The following is a 19,298-nucleotide window of genomic DNA, read 5'->3' as shown; positions in this document are numbered from 1 at the left end:
ATGAAGGCTGCCAGCGACCTGGTCGCCGTCGTGACTGGACTGAGCGCGGTGCTGGAGCGAACGGCGTTTCCACTGCCCTCGCCGTCGGCTTCGCAGTCCGAGCGCGACCGAGGCGAGTTGACCAACCAGCTGAATGACTATCTAATTCCCCGGCTGCGCAGCATCGACGCTCCTCTGCTGGCAGTGGTCGGCGGCTCAACGGGCGCCGGGAAGTCGACGCTGATCAACTCGCTTGTCGGCGCCGATGTGAGCCAGGCAGGAGTGCTGCGACCGACCACCCGGGGCCCGGTCATCGTGTGCCACCCCTCCGACTTGAAGTGGTTCACCGACGACCGCATTCTGCCGCAACTTCCCCGCACCTCGGGCCCGGACGGTCTGCGACTTGCGCCGCACCCGGGCATCGGCCCAGGCATTGCTCTGCTCGACGCCCCGGATATCGACAGCGTCGTGAGCTCCAACCGCGAACTCGCCGCCACTCTGCTGGCCGCTGCCGATCTGTGGATCTTCCTGACAACTGCGGCCCGGTACGCCGACGCCGTGCCCTGGCAACTGCTTCACACCGCGCGAGAAAGGGGCACGGCGATCGCGATCGTGCTTGACCGCTGTCCACCCGAGGCGGTGAGGGATGTGAGCGGCCACTTGTCGGACATGCTCGCGGCCAGCGGCCTGGGTGGCGCACCGTTGTTTGTCGTCATCGAGCAGTCCCTTCGCGACGGTCGGTTGAAGGAGAAGGCGATTGCGCCGATCCGTCAGTGGTTGGCGAGCCTGACTTCCGATGCGGAGCAACGAGCGACAGTGGTCCGCTACACGCTGGATGGGGCGTTACACAGCCTCCCGCCGCGTACACGCGCGCTGGCCGACGCGGCTGACGAACAGGCCGTCGTTCGCACCCAGCTGGAATCGTGCGTGTCCGCGGCGTATGACAGCGCGCTCGCACAGGTGGACGAAGCCGTCCGCGATGGTGCACTACTTCGCGGGGAGGTGCTGACTCGCTGGCAGGACGTTGTGGGGACGGGTGAGCTTCTTCGCAAATTGGAATCGCGGGTCGGTCGAATTCGAGACCGCATGGTGGCCGCCGTGACCGGACGGCCCACCCCGGTGGAGGAACTCGGTACGGCTTTGGAGACCGGCATCGCGGCGGTCGTGCAGGCCGCGGTCGAGGACGCTGCCGAGTCTGCGTACGGATGCTGGGAACGCCACCAGGCCGGAGCTCCGCTGTTGACCGATGAATTGGCCCGGCCGGCGACCGGGCTGGGCGAGGCCGTCGAGCGGCTGGTCCGGGACTGGGAGCAGTTCGTGCTCGAACTCGTCCGCACCGAGGGTGCCTCGAAGCGGACAGGAGCGCGGTTGGCGTCGTACGGCGTCAACGGCGCCGGGCTGGTCGTGATGCTTGCCGTGTTCAGCCAGACCGCCGGGTTGACTGGAGCGGAGATCGCGGTGGCAGGCGGCACGACGGTAGCCAGCCAGAAGGTGTTGGAGGCGATCTTCGGTGAGCAGGCGGTCAGAGGCTTGGCCCGGCAGGCCCGCGACGAGTTGCTGGCTCGCGTCGGCGAATTGTTGGACCAGGACGCCGGCAGGTACTACACCGTGTTGGGTTCGGCATCGTCGATGGTCTCGGGTGACGAGTTACGAGCAATGGCCGAACGAGTTGCGGCGGCACTGCGATGACGCTCACCGATCGGTTGGCGGCGCTTTCGACCCTGACCACGCTGGGCCCGGGCCGACTCCCCGATGAACTGATCGACGAACTGCGCGACCTGAACCAGCGGGCCGGGGCTCGGCTGCGGCTGTCCGGTGAGCACACAGTGGTGGCGCTGGCCGGTGCGACGGGCAGCGGGAAGTCGTCGCTTTTCAACGTCGTCAGCGGGCAGCCCTTCGCCGCGGTTGGGGTGCGCCGGCCGACGACATCGGCCACCCAGGCGGTGGTGTTCGGACAAGACGGCGCAACCGAACTACTGGACTGGCTGGAAATAGGGCAGCGGCAGCACGACAATTCGTCGTCGGCGCCCGACCTATCGGGGCTGGTGTTACTCGACCTGCCCGACCACGACTCGATCGAGTTGTCCCACCGGGCCGAGGTGGACCGTCTGATTCGTCTTGTCGACGCGTTCGTCTGGGTCCTCGATCCGCAGAAGTACGCCGACGCGGTGCTGCACGACACATACCTGCGGCCACTGGGCGTGCACCGCGACGTCATAACCGTCGTCCTCAATCAGTCCGACCGGTTGTCCCTCGCTGACCTAGCGGCTTGTATCCGCGATCTGCACCGGCTGCTCATCGAGGACGGCCTGGCCGGTGTGCCGGTGCTGACGACGTCAGCGGTGACGTCGGACGGCGCCGCGGAGCTACATGACTTCCTGGCTTCGACGGTTGCTACCCACCGCGCGAAGGTCGCGCGGGTCAGCGCGGATCTGGATCTGATGGCCGCCAAAGTGGCGCCGTGGGTGCCTCGTCACCGGTCGGAGCCCGCGCTGCGGGATGGGGAGCGAAAGCTGCGGACCGCATTCGCCGCGGCCGCCGGCGTCCCTGCCGTGGTCGACGCGGTCGGGCGGGCGTATGAGCGACGCTCACTGGCCGCCATGGGCTGGCCGCCGCTGCGCTGGGTGGGGAAGCTGCGACCAGATCCATTGCGCCGCTTGGGGGTAGGCCAGTCGAGCGGCCAGCCCGAACTGCTCCGACGAACGTCGTTGCCTTCGAGTTCTGCGGCATCGCGGGCGGCAGCGGACAGTGCGGTGCGTTCGCTCGCCGACAGTGCATCGGCGGGGCTTCCTGGGCCGTGGACCCGCCGGCTGCTCGAAGCCGCGAAGTCGCGATCAGCGGACGTACCCGATGCGCTGGACCGGGTTGTCGGCGGGGCGGATCTCGGCATGGATCGGCCGCCGCGGTGGTGGCGTTTTGTGGCGGCGATCCAGTGGGTTCTATTGGGGGCGGCCCTGGTCGGTGGGCTGTGGCTCGGGCTGCTCGCTGTGCTGGCCTACCTTCAGATCGATCTCGACGCGCCCTCGCTCGGGCCGTTCGCCTGGCCGACCGTACTTTTGGTTGGCGGACTCGCTGCGGGATTGGTGTTGCGACTGGTGATCACTCCGTTCGTGGCTGTCGGGGCGGCCCGGCGCCGCCAGCGCGTCAGTTCCGAGCTGCTTCAACGAGTCGAGGCGGTGGCAGACGACTTGGTCGTGGCCCCATTACGGGCAGAGTTGTCTGTTTACGGACAGCTGTCCGCAGCGGTACACGGGCTGAGCCGCTGAGCCCCGACGGATCCTCCGGCCGACCGGATGGAAACCACGAATCTGAACCAGGTTTCGAGGGGTTCTACGCCGTGTTGACGCCGTCAACACATTTCGCGTATCCGCAGGTGTTTTGGCGTCGTTTCCGCGTACATTCGCGTCGTCAGAATCAGTGTTTCCGCAGGTCGGCATGACTTCTGATTCCCGTACTGATCGAGCGTCATTGTGGCGGTCTTGTGGCCTATCTGGGACTGCACTGTCTTGACATTCGCGCCCGAGGCGATCATCAGCGCTGTCAGCGCGCCACCAACGGACGGGCCGCAAATACGAAGTGTTGAAAAACCATCGGCCACGCTGCTTACCCGATGATCCCTCCAGTCATCCACTTGAGGGGCAATCCAGATTCCCTCTCCGATGCACAAATGATGCGATACGGTCATCGATATCGCACGCGTTCTAGTTGTGTTGGAGGAGCAATATGGTCGCATCGAGCATCGTAAGTTCACGCGACAAGATCGCTGGCGGTCTAGTTTGCGCCGTGACGAGCGGATTACTTGCAAGTGCCGGTTTGGTGTCATCCCCCGCTGCGAACGCGACGTGTGCCTCATTCTTCGGTATCGGCAACAGCGTCGACTGCACCAGCACGTTGTTCAGTGTCGCTTTCGCTATCGGAGATGGGGCGTCCGCCCACGCCGACGCGTTTTTCGGCGCGTCCTTCGCCGTAGGTACTGGTGCCGCCGCAACCACGAGCGGTGCGTTCACTTTGGCCGCTGCGGCGGGCGACAACGTCACTGCGGGAGCCGACGGGTTATTCGGCCTGGCTTCGAGCATTGGAGGCAGCGACAACACGGTTGAAGCGGGGGAGTCGGGGTCTATCCTCAGTTTGGCCACCAACTTCTTCGGCAGTAACAACACCGTTACTGCTCACGGAGGGTTGTGGAACCGGGCCGCGAACATCGGCGGTGATCACAACACCGTGACGACACAAAGCGGCTCGTCCAACTTTGCCCGCAATATTCTGGGCAGCGACAACACCGTGACGGCAACGGGCGGCAACCGGAACGGGGCTCAAAACATTCTCGGCGATGGCAACACCGTCACGTCGGAAGGCGGAACCGCGAACGTCGCCAGAAACTTTTGGGGCAACACCAACACCGTCACGACAACGGGCGGCTACGGGAACTTCGCGCGGAATCGGTTCGGCGATAACAACACCGTCACAACGCTGGGTGGTACTTACACCCTGGCTACCAATCTCTTGGGCAACGGCAACACCGTCAGGTCCCTAGGCGGGTCTTCCAATAGAGCGCGGAACATCGGCGGCAGCAATAATGACCTGTCCGTCGGCGGGCCCGGCAGCACGCTGAACTTCGTCTACAACTTCGGGGGAGCCCGCAGCACCATCAGCGCCGGTGGCCCCGGCAACTTCAATGCCGGGTTCAACGCCTTCGGCAACGACAATCGAGTCGCGGCGGGCCCGGGTCCGTTCGCACTTGCAGGTGCTGCCTTCCAGGACGGTCTAACCGTGAGGCAGACGAATCCCGGCATCGCGATCAACAACAACATCACCGGTGGGGCGGCCTTGACGAGCGGCCAAAGCGGTACGGTGCCCAAAGCGCAGGCGAGGCCCGTAAGCAAGACCGGCGATGGCGGAACGCACACAGCCGGATCGACCACCAGAAGCCACAAAAAGAAGAAGTAAGAGTCAACGACCACCGCTAGTTCGGCCATCAGCCGCTCGATGGTGTGAGTGGCGGCGGCAGGGTTTGCCTGCCTGGCAGTGCGCCAGCCGCCGTCGCCAGCCGAGATGATCAGCCGCGAAACGGCGCCAGGCGAAGTGCAGCGAGATGAGATCGATAGAGGTGGCCATGGTGTCGAGCAGCCACACGAGCGGAACCCCACCGAGCCGATGCCCGAGGCGGAGGAACAGCATGGGGGTGCCGCCGACTGATTTGGTGTTGCCTGCCCCATATTGGTTGTTGCGCAGAATTGGTACGGCGGTCGAAGACGCGGCTGGGCACAATTTGGGCACACTGGGTGTCACAGAGGTGAATTCGCCTAAATCACAGCGGATGTCATTTTGCAACTCAGAGCCTCTTCGGGTATGCCACCAGCACCCCGAAACGGGTTCGACTCCCGGCAGCTCCACAAAGAAGGACTAGGTCAGGATGCCGTCACCGGCCAATGGCGCATCGTCTGAATTCTGATCACACCCGCCGACACTCATTCGATGATCCGCGTCGGGACCGACAGTTGAAGCACACGCCTCCGGTCAACACGAGTTGATTGAGGTTTTGCCATTCGCGGCATTCCATGCAGCGACCCCGTTCCAGGGCGGTCATGTCCTCCTCGGCAGGCAGGTCGGTGTGTTGCTGCCGATTTCTGCCCACGGCGCGCAGCAGCAGGTAGGTGAGAAGACCGGCGACGAGGACGGTGACAGCAGCGCCAGCAACAACGCGGATGCCCTCGCTCACGTCTGCACGGCGTCCAGCCGCATCCGATCGCGAATGAACTCCGCGGTCACAGTGGCCGCCGCGTTGTCGTTGACATCGGAAGTCTTGGCAAAGGCGTCGGCGGTGTGAGCGCTGCGATCCAGGCCGTGACTCATGCCATCTTTCCAACCGTTGGGAATCAGTCGGCCGTCATGCCTGTCAGCGGTCCTCGTCATGTTCAGGCCAGTCGTCGTACGGATCGTGTCCATATGTCTTCACGGCGCGTATCGCGGCCAAGGCCCGGAACGGCGTCGATACGGCACGCTCTACAGCGCGTATCAGGGCAGTGACCATGTCTCCTCGCTGTCTCCTCGCTTTTTGCTCAAGAACCGACTCCGCGCTTCGGTGGCTCACCTCTCGATCTACGGAGCTCCACGATCGAGGCGGGTTTCACATCGAGCGTGACGTGGGCCGTTCATGATCACATTGAGGCTGGCGGCAGTTGTCCACCCCTGCTAGCCGGAAGCGGGGGCATCGTGATCCTGCAGGCAGGTGAGCTGACCGCACCCGATCATGTCTTCGGGCCGGGTCGATATTGCGCAATCGCCTGCACCGTTTCCGGGTGGGCGAACACATCGGCGAAAACATCTACGCTGGTGTCGATTCCATGCTGGAGTCCGTGATTGAGCCAGGTCTCGAACAACCCTTTCTGCGCCACCATCACCTGCGGTGTGTACGAGCCGAGCTGGTTGGCAAGTTCGAGTGCCGTCGCACGCAGCTCCGACGGAGCGACGATGCGGTTCGCGATTCCGGTGTGCCCCAAGTCCTTCAACGGATACATGTCGCCGGTGAGGATGATTTCCTTGGCCTTGGACAATCCCACGAACTGCTGCAGCAGCGCCGCGTCGACAACCGAGGGGATGCCGAGCTTCACTTCGGGAAGGCCGAATTGCACCTCTGGGTGCGCGATCCTGAGGTCGCAGGCCAGCGCCATCTCGAACGCCACCCCGAGGCAGTAGCCATTGACCAGTGCAATCGTCGGGCGAGGCGAAAGCCGGATGGCGCCGAGGCAATCGCGCACCCGTGTGATGCTGTTTCGCGCGCTCTCGGGTGTTGCATCGGCGAAGGTGTCCACGTGCATGCCCGCCGAGAAAGCCCGATCCCCCGCGCCGGTCAGAATGATCGCCCGAACCCTCGGCCCGGCCGACCGCACCCCCTCGGCGATGTGGTCGAGATCTTCAACCAGTAACGCGTTTCGGATCTCAGGCCGGTCGATAGTGATCCACCGGATTCCGTTGTCGTCGTGGATAACAGGCAGTCCCATTTCGAGCTCCTTGCTTACATGGTGTTAGGCGATTGTGCCTGCGGCGAACAGTGCAGCCACGGAAGCCGGGTCCACACCGATGTCAGCGAGAACCTCCTTTGTGTGCTGCCCCAACGTCGGCGGCGGTAGACGGGGCGCCAGTCGGTGACCGTCCAGCGATATCGGGCTGGCGACCTGGGGGAGCGGGCCAGCGACGTGGTTCACCGAACGAACTATGTTCAGCGCCTGTGTGTGTGGAAGACCGTATACCTGTGTCAGATCAAGAACGGGCGCATTGGGCACACCGTGTTCGTCAAGCAATGTGCACCACTCATCGACCGACCTGCTCGCCAAGACAGCTTCGAGCAGCCGAACGAGTTCCTCACGGTGGGATACCCTGCGCGCGTTGGTGCGGAAGCGGTCGGCGTCGGCCAGGTCGGCGCGCCCGATCGCTTCACACGTCCGCTGGAAGAGTCGGTCACTGCCTGCCGCAATGACGAAGTATCCATCCTTGGCCCGAAACGCTTGATACGGAGCGAGGTTGGGGTGGGCACTTCCCAATGGTCCGGCCGTGCCGCCGCCGGCGAACAGGTTCATCGCAAGATTCACATGCAACGCCAGTTGCGCCTCGAACAGAGAGGTCGTTACGTATCGCCCCTTGCCTGTCAGGCTGCGCTCGAACAGTGCGGCAAGCACACCGACCAGTCCGAAAATCCCCGCGGACAGATCCGCGACCGAGTATCCCGCACGCACCGGGGGACCGTCCGGCTGACCGGTGACGGACATCAGACCCGCGGACGCTTGGGCTACCAGATCGAAGCCAGGGCGCCCCTTCCACGGACCGACCTCTCCGAACGCGGAGATATGCACCATGATCAGACGGTCGTTCTCGGCGCGCAGCCTGTCATAGCAAAGCTCTTGGTGCAACGCACTATCGGGGCGGAAGTTGTCGATGACGATGTCGGAATCTCGCACCATCCGGCGCAATAAGCTTTGTCCCTCTTCGGCCCGCAGATCCAGAGCCACCGAGCGCTTGTTGCGGTTGGTGGACAGGAAGTATGTCGCCTCGCCGCCAATCTCCGGCGGCGTCCATTGCCGGGTGAGATCGCCACCCGACGGGTTCTCGACTTTGATGATATCGGCGCCCATATCGCCGAGACACATTCCGATGTAGGGACCGGCCAACGAGCTCGACAGCTCTACTACCCGAATACCCGAAAGCGGCTGAACTGTTTGGTCGCTCAGGGACATTCAACCACCCATTTCTCTGACCGTCGTGGCGCCAGCAGTCGGGCGGTCAGCGGCCGGGTACCACCGGGCCACCGTGTCTTGCGAAGAACGCAGCACCGCACGGCGTTCCAACCGGACGAGATGCGCCAGCGTCTCACGCACCGCGAATCGCGTCAGATCGTCTGACAGGATGTCAACGGGTCGCGACCATGTCAGTCGTTTGGTCAGTTCCCAACAGGTGGCGCCCGGGTGCTGAGAAACCGTCTGTTCGACCTCGGCAAGTCGTTCATCGTGATGTGCGATCAATTCCACGACCCGATCACCAAGGCCACGGAAGCGGTATTCGTGTGCCGGCAGAATCTCGTCAGGCTCGAGGTGGGCGACCAGTCTGAGTGATTCGACATACTCGCCCAACGGGTCTCCGATCTGTTTGGGCATCAAAGAGATGTTCGGGCTGATTCGCGGTAGGACATGGTCGCCGGACAGCAGAAGCTTATGGGTGTGCTCGTAGAAGCACAGATGTCCGGGCGTGTGCCCCGGCGTCCAGATCGCCTGCAGGTTCCAACCGGGTAGATCGAGCCGCCCATCGTCGGCGATGAGAACCTCGGGGCCGTGTGACGCCGGGAAGCGGGTGAACGGAAAGTCGCGCTGGGTGTCGACCACGCGGGTCGGGGACCCAGCCCATATCAGTTGGTCGCGTCCCGCAGCCAGGAACTCGTCAGCTTCCGCCACGGTCTGTTCGGCCACAAGAGCGGCATCGCGGTGGTTCATGCCGATCCACGCGCCGGACACCGCGCGCAGTCGCTGTGCCAGTCCAAAGTGGTCCGGGTGCACGTGGGTGACCAGTACAGCCCGCACATCGGTGGGCCGGTAGCCGACGAGCTGCAAGCCGGCGATCAATGCCTGCCAGGTGGGTTCGCACTCCCAGCCAGGGTCAACGACTGCGACCCCGCCGGGCACTTCGAACGCATACACAAGCGTGTAACGCAGGGGGTTGCCCGGAATAGGCACCGGAATGGACCACAGCCCCGGCCGAACCTCCTCGACCGGCGGCATGACCTTCCGGTGCCAGGCGTCGAGTTGCCGTACGCCCGTTGCCTCAATGGTCGCGTGCGGAGAGTATGTGTCGCGTAATCTGCCTCGCTGCAACTTGCCCGCGTCAGACCGGGGGATCTTGGCAGTGAACTCGACAGTGCGGGGCACCTTGTATCCCGCGAGCATGGATCGGCAGTGCTCAATCAGGCGTGCGGCCAACGCGGCTCCCGGCTCGACAGCTGCTTCGGGCTGCACGATCGCCACGGCACGCTGCCCCCACTCGTCATCGGGCACACCGATCGCCGCGGCATCGGCCACGTCGGGATGTGAGAGGAGCGCAGCCTCGATCTCGGCTGGGTACAGGTTGACCCCGCCCGAAACGATGAGGTCGGTCCGACGGTCGCACAGGAACAGCCAGCCGTCCCGGTCGAGGTAACCCATATCGCCTGCGGTGAAGAAGTCACCGTGCATGGCCAGGGCCGTCTTCTCCGAATCTTTGTAGTACTCGACTGGTCTCGGCAACGTGAAGTACACGTGCCCGACGTCGCCTGGCGGCAGCGGGGTACCCGACTGGTCCAGGATCTGCACCTCGATGTTCGGCGCCGGACGACCTACCGTTCCCGGCTTGGTCAGCCACTCAGTGGCGGTCACCGCTGCCGCGACACCCTCTGTGGCCCCGTAATATTCGTTGACCACCGGGCCGAGCCATTCGATGGCGCGACGCTTGACCTCGACCGGGCACGGCGCTGCTCCGTGGACTAGGCTGCGCAGGCTCGACAGGTCGTATCGCGAGCGGACATGTTCCGGGAGCCGCAACAGGCGATGCAGCACGGTCGGGACGGTGACGGTAATTGATACCTGGTAGCGCTCAATGAGTTCTAACAACCCCTCCGGGCCGGGCCGCTCAGCGACGACTACCGTGTGACCGAGGCTGAGTGCGATGAAGGAATACGTTCCGGGACCTGCGTGATAGAGCGGCGCACTGACGAGGTGAACCGAACGCCCGGGATGGATGTCGAGCCTGGCCATGTAGTCCAGCACATGCTGGGTGATGCGAGGCGGCCCCTCCGGCAACAGCTTTCGCACAGCCTTGGGCCGACCGGTGGTGCCGGACGTATATCCCATGAAGTCACCGGCCAGCAGCTCATCGGGAACCACGGTCGGGAAGGACGCCAGCAGCTCCTCGTAGTCGTGCCATCCCGCTCCGCCAAGGGCGAACCTGCGGTCGACGGCGAACCCGATGTCGTCGAGTGCATCGCCCGCCACGTCGAGCAGCGAACCATCGACGACGATCATCTTGGCTTCGCTGTCCTCCACAATGTAGGCGACTTCGGGAGCAGTGAGGTGATGGCTGAGCGGGGTGAAGTACAAGCCCGACTGGCCTGCGGCAAGACGCATCTCGAAGTAAGTGCGACGATTCGGGAACATGCCGGCCACACACTGACCGCGGCGCAAACCTCTTGCGGCGAACGCATGTGACAACTGGTTCACCCGGTCGGCCATTTCACCGTATGTGATCGATGACCCCTCGACCTCGATCACGGCGATCCGCTCGGGGTCGGCCGCCGCGATGTCGGCGAAGCCCACCGGCGCTGGTAGCTCAACTGTTTCGCTCATGGCCAGTGTCACAATCCGGCGGCCTTGGAGATGATCATCTTCATCACTTCGCTTGTGCCCCCGTAGATTCTGTTCACACGCGTGTCGGCGTACAGGCGCGCGATCGGGTATTCGGTGGTGTAGCCGTAGCCGCCGTGTAACTGAAGGCACTTGTCGATGACGCGTCCGGCGACCTCTGTGCAGAACAGCTTCGCCTTCGCTGCATCCGCCACGCTGAGCTCGTCGCGGTCCAACAGATCGAGCGCGCTGTCGACATACATCCGCGCGACTTCCGTTTCGGTGATGCATTCGGCGATCACGAACTTGGTGTTCTGGAACGACGCCACCGGACGTCCGAACACCCTTCGTGTCGTGACGTAGTCGGTCGCGTGCATGATCGCTGCCTCGGCGAGTGCCACGCTGTTTAGTGCGATACCGAGCCGCTCCTGCGGAAGGTTGTGCGTCAGGTAGCCGAACGCGGCGTCCTGTTCACCGAGCCGGTTCTCGCTCGGAACCAAGACATTGTTGTATGAGAGTTCGGCGGTGTCCTGTTGGTGCAACCCCAGTTTGCGTAGCTTGCGACCGACCGCGAAGCCCTCGGCGTCGGTTGGCACACAGATGATGGACAGTCCCGCGCGACGGTTGTTTGGGTCGAATACAGCTGTGCGACATACGGTTAGCACCAGATCGGCGGTCACGCCGCCGGTGATGAACGTTTTCGCTCCGTTGACCCGGTAGTGTGTGCCGTCTTCGGTGAGGGTGGCGGTGGTTGAGATGCTCGCCAGGTCCGAACCGGTGCCAGGCTCCGTCATTGCGATGGCCGTCATGAGTTCGCCTGTCGCAAACTTTGGCAGCCAACGCTCCTTCTGTTCCGCTGTTGCGTAGTTGAGCAGATAGGGAAGGACCAGTGTGGCATGTACATTGTACGAGCCGAAAGAGACGCCAGCACGAGCCACTTCCTCGAAGATTATCGCCGAGTACTTCAGGCTCACCTCGCCGGCGCCGCCGAACTCCTCCGGAACTTGGATTCCGAGCACACCCAATTCGCCAAGGCGGCGGTAGAACTCCCGGGGTGGGTGCCCCTTCTCTTCCCATGTCTCCCGTTTCGGAACTACCTCCCGCACAATGAATTCCCGAATCATTGATCGGAATCGGTCGTGCTCCTCAGTAAGTATCATGCGCTGCATGGCATCCTCCCGACGGGAGATTCAGGGTTGGAATGCCATGTCGACGGCCGCTTCGGCGTGCGCGACGGTCGTGTCGATCAGAGGCACTGGGCTGTCGTTGGCGTCGATGAGCATGCCGAACTCGGTGCATCCGAGGATTACGGCCTGTGCGCCGCGCTCGACGAGGTCGGCGATCGCGGCCTTGAACTTCTCCCGCGTCGCAGTCAAAAAGATGCCTTTGGCAAGCTCTGCGTACAGCGCGTTGTGCGCGTTGTCCTGATGTTCGCCTTCAGCGACAAGAACTTTCAAACCGTAGCGGTCCCGCAGCCGGCCTACGAAGTAACTGCTGGTCATCGTGTACCGACTACCGAGGAGTCCCACGGTAGTGAACTCGCGCTTTAGGGCCTGGTCTGCGGTCGGGCCGACGATGTGCAGGAAGGGGAGATCCACGGCCTTCTCGATCCAGTCTTCAGCGGTGTGGACGGTGTTGCAAGCAAGCAGGAAGAAATCCGCTCCCGCCGCTTTGAGTTTGTTGCCCTGTTCGGCCAGTAGTTCACCGACCAGATCCCACCGGCCTTCGCGCTGATTGCGCACGATCTGTTCGAAATCTGTTTGGGCCAGTACAAGATTGGCGCTGTGCAAGCCGCCGCTTCCAAGGCGGTCTGCGATTCTTTCGTTGATGATCCGGTAGTAGGCGATGGAACTGGGCCACGCGATGCCGCCGATAATCCCGATCGTCTTCATAGTTGCCTCAAAGGATGCCTCATGACCGCAGACCGTAGGCTCGCGTAATCGATGCGTCCAATACTCAATTAGGCGTAATCCATGCACTGAGGAATTGATAGGGGAGGACCAGCGTAGGTCTGCGCGTCGCGGTTCGCAGGTGTGTTCGAGGTCACACGATCGAGCTCGGCCTATGCCTGCGAGCGCACGAAATCGCGGAAGGCTAGCACCGCGGGCGCCATGGGACGGTCCCGTGCCCAGATCAGGCTGATACTGCGGGTTACTTTGGGGCGCAACGGAATTTCTACGACTCCCTGCGGGGGCGCCGGCTCAGCGACCGGCAGCACCGCCACGCCCAGCCCGGCAGCGACGAGTCCCCGCAGCGTGTCCACCTCCTCGCCCTCGAACGCCAGCGTCGGAGTGAAGCCGGCCGCCGCCGCGAGCTCCTCGGTCTGCTCTCGCAACCCGGAATCCGCCTTGGTCCCAACGAACGCCTCGCCCGCCAGCTCGGCCATTCGGACCCACGATCTGCGTGCCAACCGGTGCCCGGCGGGCACCGTTACCACCAACTGCTGCTTCTCCAACGCGATCCCCGTGAACTCGTCCGTCCTTGGCAGCGGCGAGGTCAGTGCCAGGTCTGCTCGCCCCGTGCGAACGTGGTCGAGCAACTCGTCGCGGACACCTTGCAACAGGGTGAACCTAACGTGCGGGTGCCTGCGCAGGAACGCCCTCAGCATCACGGGCACCCGTCGTTCGCCGAGCGTGTACAGGAATGCCAACACCACGCGGCCCCGGTCGGGGTCGGCCTCGTCTTCGGCCTGACGCACCCCGGAGGCCAGCTCGGAGAGCGCCCGTCCGGCGGCGGCGGCGAGACTGGCACCGGCACGACTGAGCCGGATACCGCGCCCATCGGGCACCACGACCGGGGTGCCCAACTCGGCCGACAAGGCCGCCAGCCACCGGCTTGCCGTCGGCTGTTGCACACCCACACTGGCCGCCGCCCTGGTCAGATTCCCCTCCGCGGCCACCGCATCAAGCAGCGCCAATTTCGGAGCCATCAAGCGGAGCAGTGTTTCCTCGGACACGCCGCACATTGTCGCGCACATGAGCTGCCTGATCGACCCCTATCGATTCACCAGTGAATGAATCTCAACGCAATACCGTATTGGACGCATCGGTTATCCCTGCCTAGCTTCGGCGGCACAGAGGTGTCGGCAAGGGAAAGGAATGTTCATGTCGTCGACTGATGATCGTGCCGAGCGGGTAGCGCGTCGAATCGCCGTTTTGTACGCCACTGACCGGCAATTCGCCGATGCCCGGCCGAATGAGCAGATCACTGCGGCGATCAATGAGCCGGGCGTGCCTATGCCGGATCTCGTGCGCACGGTCATGGAGGGCTACGCAGATCGGCCCGCACTCGGCCAACGCGCGGCGCAGTTCGTCACCGACCCACACACAGGCAGGACATCCGCGCGACTGCTTCCGCGATTCGACACCATCACCTACGGCGAGGTGTGGACCCGCATCTGTCGGATCGCAAACGCGTTGACAAGCGATCCCGGACCGGTACGGCCCGGTGACCGCGTCGCCGTGCGGGGTTTCGCGAGCGTCGACTACACCACCGTCGACCTGGCGCTGATTCAACTTCGGGCCGTGGCGGTTCCGCTGCAAACCGGTGCCTCGCCCACTCAACTCCGGCCGATACTCGCCGAGACCGAGCCAACCGCGTTAGCCGCGGACGTCGACCATCTCGGCGACGCCGTCGAACTGGTGCTGACCGAACACTCTGTGCGGCGGCTGCTCGTATTCGACTACCGCCCGCAGGTCGATGACCATCGTGAGGCTTTCGACGCGGCGAAGGCGCGGCTGGCCGCCGCGTCCAGGACGGTGATTGTCGAGACCCTCGGCGCCATGCTCGACCGGGGCGGCGCACTGCCTACCCGTGCCTTTGCTTCCGACTCCCGGGACCCCCTGACGCTGCTGATCTACACCTCCGGCAGCACGGGTGCGCCCAAAGGCGCCATCTACCCGGCGCGGTTGGTGACCCGATTCTGGCACCGCAGCCACGCCGAACCGTCGATCACGCTCTGCTTCATGCCGATGAGCCACGTGATGGGCCGATCTATCCTCTACGGGTCGCTTGGAGCCGGCGGCACAACGTATTTCGCGGCCAAGAGCGATCTTTCGACCCTCTTGGAGGACCTCGCGCTGGTGCGACCGACTGAAGTCAACTTCGTGCCGCGTATCTGGGAAATGCTGTTCGAGGAGTTCCAGAGTGAGCTGGACCGGCGCATGACCGACGGAGCCGATCGGGCCGCCCTCGGGGCAGAGGTGATGGCCGAGCAGCGGCAGCACCTGTTCGGTGGTCGGTGCATCAATGCAATGACAAGCTCCGCCCCGATTTCCACTGAGATGAAAGCATTTGTCGACTCCTACCTCGACCTGCACATGGTGGAACGCTACGGCTCCACCGAAGCCGCTCTCATCTGCTACGACAACCAGGTGCGCCGTCCGCCGGTGATCGACTACAAGTTGGTCGATGTGCCCGATCTGGGCTACTTCCACACCGACAGGCCTTATCCGCGAGGGGAGTTGCTGGTCAAATCCGAGATGTTGATCCCCGGTTACTACAAGCGCCCGCAGCTCAACGCAGAGACATTCGACGGCGACGGCTACTACCGCACCGGAGACATCATGGCCCAGCCCGGGCCGGACCGGCTTGTCTATGTGGACCGGCGTAACAACGTACTCAAGCTCGCCCAAGGCGAATTCGTGACCGTCTCCAGGCTGGAGATGTTGTTCAGCGATAGTCCGCTCGTCCACGAAATCTACATTTATGGCAACAGCGCGCGCTCCTATCTCCTGGCGGTCGTCGTGCCCACCGACGACGCGTTGTCCGGCCATGATGTGGAGTCGCTCAAGCCGCTCATCGCGGACTCGCTGCAGACCGTCGCGAAAGCGGTTGCCCTGCAATCCTATGAGGTGCCCCGCGACTTCATCGTCGAGACCACGCCGTGGACGATGGAGAACGGGCTGCTGACCGGTATCCGAAAACTGGCGCGGCCCAGGCTCAAAGAGCGCTACGGCGCCCGTCTGGAACAGCTCTACCGCGAGCTGGCGGAAAGCCAGAGCGGCGAACTGCATGCGCTGCGCTGCGGTGGCGTGTGCGCACCCGTGCTGCAGACTGTCAGGCGCGCCGCGGGTGCCCTGCTTGGCACAGCGGTGGGCGCGGTGCGTGCCGACGCACATTTCACTGATTTGGGTGGAGATTCGCTGTCGGCATTGACGTTTGCCAATCTGCTGCATGAGGTCTTCGATATCGACGTGCCGGTGGGTGTGATCGTCAGCCCGGCCACCGATCTGCGGGCCCTCGCCGACTACATCGAGGCTCAGCGGCAACCCGGCACCATGCGGGCCACCTTCGGCAGCGTGCACGGACCCGATGCCGGCGAGGTGCATGCCTGCGATCTCACGCTCGACAAGTTTCTCGACAGCGCAACGCTCGCCACCGCACCCTCGCTGCCCGGGCCGAGTCCAGACGTGCGCACGGTGCTGCTGACCGGGGCGACTGGGTTCCTGGGCCGGTTTTTGGCGCTGGAGTGGATGAAGCGGCTCGCCCCGGTTGCCGGCACCCTGATTTGTTTGGTGCGCGCGAAAACCGACGCCGACGCCCGGGCCCGCCTGGACGACACCTTCGACAGCGGTGACCCGAAGTTGCTGCGCCACTACCGCGAATTGGCCGCCGACCATCTGGAGGTCATCGCCGGGGACAAGAGCGAACCCGAGCTCGGCCTCCCTCACCAGACGTGGCAGCGCTTGGCCGACACCGTCGACCTGATCGTCGATCCCGCTGCCCTTGTCAACCACGTCCTGCCCTACGACCAGCTGTTCGGCCCCAACGTGCTTGGCACCGCCGAGCTGATCCGCGTCGCGCTCACCACCAAGCTGAAGCCGTACACCTACTTGTCGACGGTTCGCGTCGGCGACCAGATCAACCCGCCCGCCTTCACAGAGGACGCTGACATCCGCGTCATCAGCCCCACCCGCATGGTCGACGACAGCTACGCCAACGGCTACGCGAACAGCAAATGGGCGGGCGAGGTGCTGCTGCGCGAGGCATACGACGCGTGTGGCGTGCCGGTTGCGGTGTTCCGCTGCGACATGATTCTTGCCGATACCGAATATGTCGGCCAACTGAATGTGCCGGACGCGTTTACCCGTCTCATACTCAGCGTGGCAGCAACCGGCATCGCTCCCGCCTCGTTCTACGAACTCGACGGGGCAGGTCACCGCCAGCGCGCTCACTATGACGGACTGCCAGTCGATTTCGTCGCCGAGGCGATTGCCTCCTTGTACGCGCACCGCGGAAGCAGGTACCTCACCTACCAGGTGGCCAACCCGTATGACGACGGGATCGGGCTCGACGAATACGTCGACTGGCTCATTGGCGCCGGATACGTGATCGAACGGATCGACGACTACCGGGATTGGTTGCGGCGCTTCGAGCAAGCGATGCGGGATCTGCCGGACCGGCAGCGCCAACACTCGTTGCTACCGCTGCTCCACAACTACCAACAGGCGGCGACGCCTGTCCGCGGATCTACGGTGTCGGCTGAGCGGTTCCGTGCTGCGGTGCAAGCCGCGAAGCTCGGCACAGACAACGACATCCCGCACGTGACACCAGACATCATCATCAAGTATGTCACTGATCTGGAGTTGCTCGGACTGCTGTAAGACGCTCCGACATATCACGAAACTTCGAGCGCTTGGTGCACTGAGGCGACCACAATCGAGCCCTCTCCGACGGCCGAAGCGACTCGTTTGATCGATCCGGATCGCACGTCACCGACCGCAAAAATGCCGGGACAACTGGTGGCCAGCGGTTGCGACAATGCATGGGAGGTCGCCGGGTCGTCGGAGGCGGCCGCTATACCCGTTTGGACAAATCCGTTCTCGTCCAACGCGACGCAGTTGAGCCACTCGGTGTTCGGCGAGGCCCCGAGCATGAGAAACACGTTTGGAATGTGGCGCGTTTGGGACTGCCCGGTATCGCGGTCGCGCCAGGTAACGGTGTCCAGGTGCCTCTCGCCACTGAGCGCAGTAACCTCGGCGTGCGGATGCACGGTGATGCGTTCGGGCGCCGCCTCAATCCGACGGATGAGGTAGTCGGACATGCTGGACGTCAGTCCGTCGCCTCGCACCAGGATGTGCACGTGGTTGGCGAGACGTGACAGGTAAACCGCGGCCTGCCCGGCGGAGTTGCCCCCGCCAACGACAGCCGCGTCGTCGCCTTGGCACAGCTCCGATTCGACTGCCGTGGCCGCGTAATGGACGCCACAGCCCTCGAATTGGGCGATATTGGGCAGGGGAAGGCTGCGGTAGCGCGCGCCAGTCGCAACGACGATTGTGTGCGCGCGCACCTGGGTGCCGTCGTCTAATTCCAGGACGTAAGGGCGTGAATCGGTCACCAGTCGCACCACTGCGCGCGGCACGATGATCCGGGCCCCGAACTTCTGCGCCTGAACCTGCGCGCGGTGTGCCAGATCTCGGCCGGAGATACCGATCGGGAACCCCAAATAGTTCTCGATGCGTGAGCTTGTCGATGCCTGACCGCCAGGTGCATCGGCCTCCAAAACGACGGTGTCGAGGCCTTCGGAGGCCGAATACACCGCCGCAGCAAGTCCGGCCGGCCCGGCTCCGACCACGACCACGTCGGCGACGTGTTCTGGGGCAAGCGCTTCCGAGATACCAATGCTGTCGCCGAGTTCGCGTGGGGTCGGGCATACCAAGACGCGATCGTCTCCGCACAGCACGACCGGTGTGTCGCCGTTGTCGAGACCCAGAGCGAGCAACTGCGCCGCCGCCTCAGATTCGACTGCCGGATCGGCGAGGAGGTAAGGCTGGCGGTTGCGGTCCAGGAACCGTTTCAGTTGCAGTGACTTCGCCGAGTCGCGAGGGGCGATGATCGTCACCGCGGTATGACCGAGCACAATGATCCGTTCACGGCGCAGGATGAACGCGCGCATCACCACGTTGGCGATATCGGGTTCGGCAGCCAGAAGCCGTCGGAACTGTGCACCGTTCAAGCGCGCCACGCAGCCATCACACCCCATGCGCCCGCCGACGAGCGTCGCCCGATCGTTGAAGAGGTTGAGCTCGCCGGTGAACTGTTGCTGCCCGTACGTGTGCACCACCTCTTGCATCGAGGTGCGGGACACATAGATCTCGATGAAGCCGTCGAGGACCAAGAAGAAGTCGGCCGCTCGATCGCCCGGCTCGTAGAGCACGGCGCCGCGCTGTAGTTGTTCTACGACACCAAAGCCGGAGACGCGCTCAACCTGATCAGCCGTGAGGCTGGGAAATGCCTCTGACTCGCGCACATGAGGATCAGACGAATCGAGGATCTCCTTCGCCAAGAATCTCCTCGCTTCGGACTTTCCGCTCACACCCCCAGCGTATGCCCGGTGTCGTCCCGACATGATCGTCCGCATGGCCACCGCCGCTAAGACCGCTTGCGGCCCGACCTGAGCCGAGGTCAAACACCCATGCTATTCAGCTGCCCGCCTGCAGCGTGATCTCGGAGATATCC

13 protein-coding genes are annotated in these 19,298 nt (G+C 63.8%); 4 read left to right on the top strand and 9 right to left on the bottom strand.

Annotation, left to right across the window (positions count from 1 at the left end):
• The 3 genes from A5724_RS23680 to A5724_RS23670 all read left to right on the top strand — a co-directional run bounded on the left by A5724_RS23680 (position 1) and on the right by A5724_RS23670 (position 4,926).
• Positions 1 to 1,668 carry an ABC transporter gene (locus A5724_RS23680; RefSeq protein ID WP_082965242.1) on the top strand — a complete coding sequence of 556 codons (1,668 nt, stop codon included), beginning with the start codon at positions 1 to 3 and terminating at the stop codon, positions 1,666 to 1,668.
• Entirely contained in the window at positions 1,665 to 3,245 is a 1,581-nt protein-coding gene (locus A5724_RS23675; protein WP_067808114.1) for a GTPase, read from the top strand. Before A5724_RS23680 ends, A5724_RS23675 begins: the two co-directional genes overlap by 4 nt.
• Before the next feature lie 457 nt (positions 3,246 to 3,702).
• On the top strand, positions 3,703 to 4,926 hold the full coding sequence (locus A5724_RS23670; RefSeq protein ID WP_067808112.1) for a hypothetical protein: 1,224 nt from the start codon (positions 3,703 to 3,705) through the stop codon (positions 4,924 to 4,926).
• Positions 4,927 to 5,431: 505 nt separating this feature from the next.
• Here A5724_RS23670 and A5724_RS23660 read toward each other — a convergent pair.
• From A5724_RS23660 to A5724_RS23625, 8 genes are all read right to left on the bottom strand, one after another.
• The gene (locus tag A5724_RS23660; protein ID WP_067808106.1) at positions 5,432 to 5,698 is read right to left on the bottom strand and encodes a hypothetical protein; all 267 of its coding nucleotides are present in this window, start codon (positions 5,696 to 5,698) and stop codon (positions 5,432 to 5,434) included.
• Positions 5,695 to 5,832 (bottom strand): hypothetical protein, encoded by a 138-nt coding sequence (locus tag A5724_RS33895; protein WP_156752424.1) that lies wholly within the window; start codon positions 5,830 to 5,832, stop codon positions 5,695 to 5,697. The genes A5724_RS23660 and A5724_RS33895 overlap by 4 nt, the downstream gene beginning before the upstream one ends.
• A 395-nt stretch (positions 5,833 to 6,227) precedes the next feature.
• Positions 6,228 to 6,980 (bottom strand): enoyl-CoA hydratase/isomerase family protein, encoded by a 753-nt coding sequence (locus tag A5724_RS23650; protein ID WP_067808101.1) that lies wholly within the window; start codon positions 6,978 to 6,980, stop codon positions 6,228 to 6,230.
• A gap of 24 nt (positions 6,981 to 7,004) precedes the next feature.
• The gene (locus tag A5724_RS23645; RefSeq protein WP_067808099.1) at positions 7,005 to 8,210 is read right to left on the bottom strand and encodes a CaiB/BaiF CoA-transferase family protein; all 1,206 of its coding nucleotides are present in this window, start codon (positions 8,208 to 8,210) and stop codon (positions 7,005 to 7,007) included.
• Positions 8,211 to 10,841, bottom strand: a complete 2,631-nt coding sequence (locus A5724_RS34260) for an AMP-binding protein (protein ID WP_197518764.1) — start codon at positions 10,839 to 10,841, stop codon at positions 8,211 to 8,213. It abuts the gene before it with no gap.
• 8 nt (positions 10,842 to 10,849) lie between these two features.
• A complete protein-coding gene (locus A5724_RS23635) occupies positions 10,850 to 12,007 on the bottom strand; it encodes an acyl-CoA dehydrogenase family protein (protein ID WP_067808092.1) in 1,158 nt (385 codons plus the stop codon).
• Positions 12,008 to 12,028: 21 nt separating this feature from the next.
• Positions 12,029 to 12,730 carry an aspartate/glutamate racemase family protein gene (locus tag A5724_RS23630; protein ID WP_067808091.1) on the bottom strand — a complete coding sequence of 234 codons (702 nt, stop codon included), beginning with the start codon at positions 12,728 to 12,730 and terminating at the stop codon, positions 12,029 to 12,031.
• Between the two features lie 170 nt (positions 12,731 to 12,900).
• Positions 12,901 to 13,794 (bottom strand): LysR family transcriptional regulator, encoded by an 894-nt coding sequence (locus tag A5724_RS23625; RefSeq protein WP_197518763.1) that lies wholly within the window; start codon positions 13,792 to 13,794, stop codon positions 12,901 to 12,903.
• A 148-nt stretch (positions 13,795 to 13,942) separates the two neighbouring features.
• Between A5724_RS23625 and car the strand changes: the two genes are divergently transcribed.
• Positions 13,943 to 17,443 (top strand): carboxylic acid reductase, encoded by a 3,501-nt coding sequence (gene car, locus A5724_RS23620; RefSeq protein ID WP_067808349.1) that lies wholly within the window; start codon positions 13,943 to 13,945, stop codon positions 17,441 to 17,443.
• Between the two features lie 14 nt (positions 17,444 to 17,457).
• On the opposite strand, the gene A5724_RS23615 is transcribed toward car, so the two are convergent.
• Entirely contained in the window at positions 17,458 to 19,155 is a 1,698-nt protein-coding gene (locus tag A5724_RS23615; protein ID WP_067808090.1) for an FAD-dependent oxidoreductase, read from the bottom strand.
• Between the last annotated feature and the right edge of the window lie 143 nt (positions 19,156 to 19,298).

Origin of the sequence: Mycobacterium sp. ACS1612 (genome assembly GCF_001667505.1) — a bacterium.
Lineage (GTDB): Bacteria > Actinomycetota > Actinomycetes > Mycobacteriales > Mycobacteriaceae > Mycobacterium.
The sequence above is the reverse complement of the archived record's forward strand: the minus strand, read 5'-3'. Positions and strand labels throughout refer to the sequence as shown.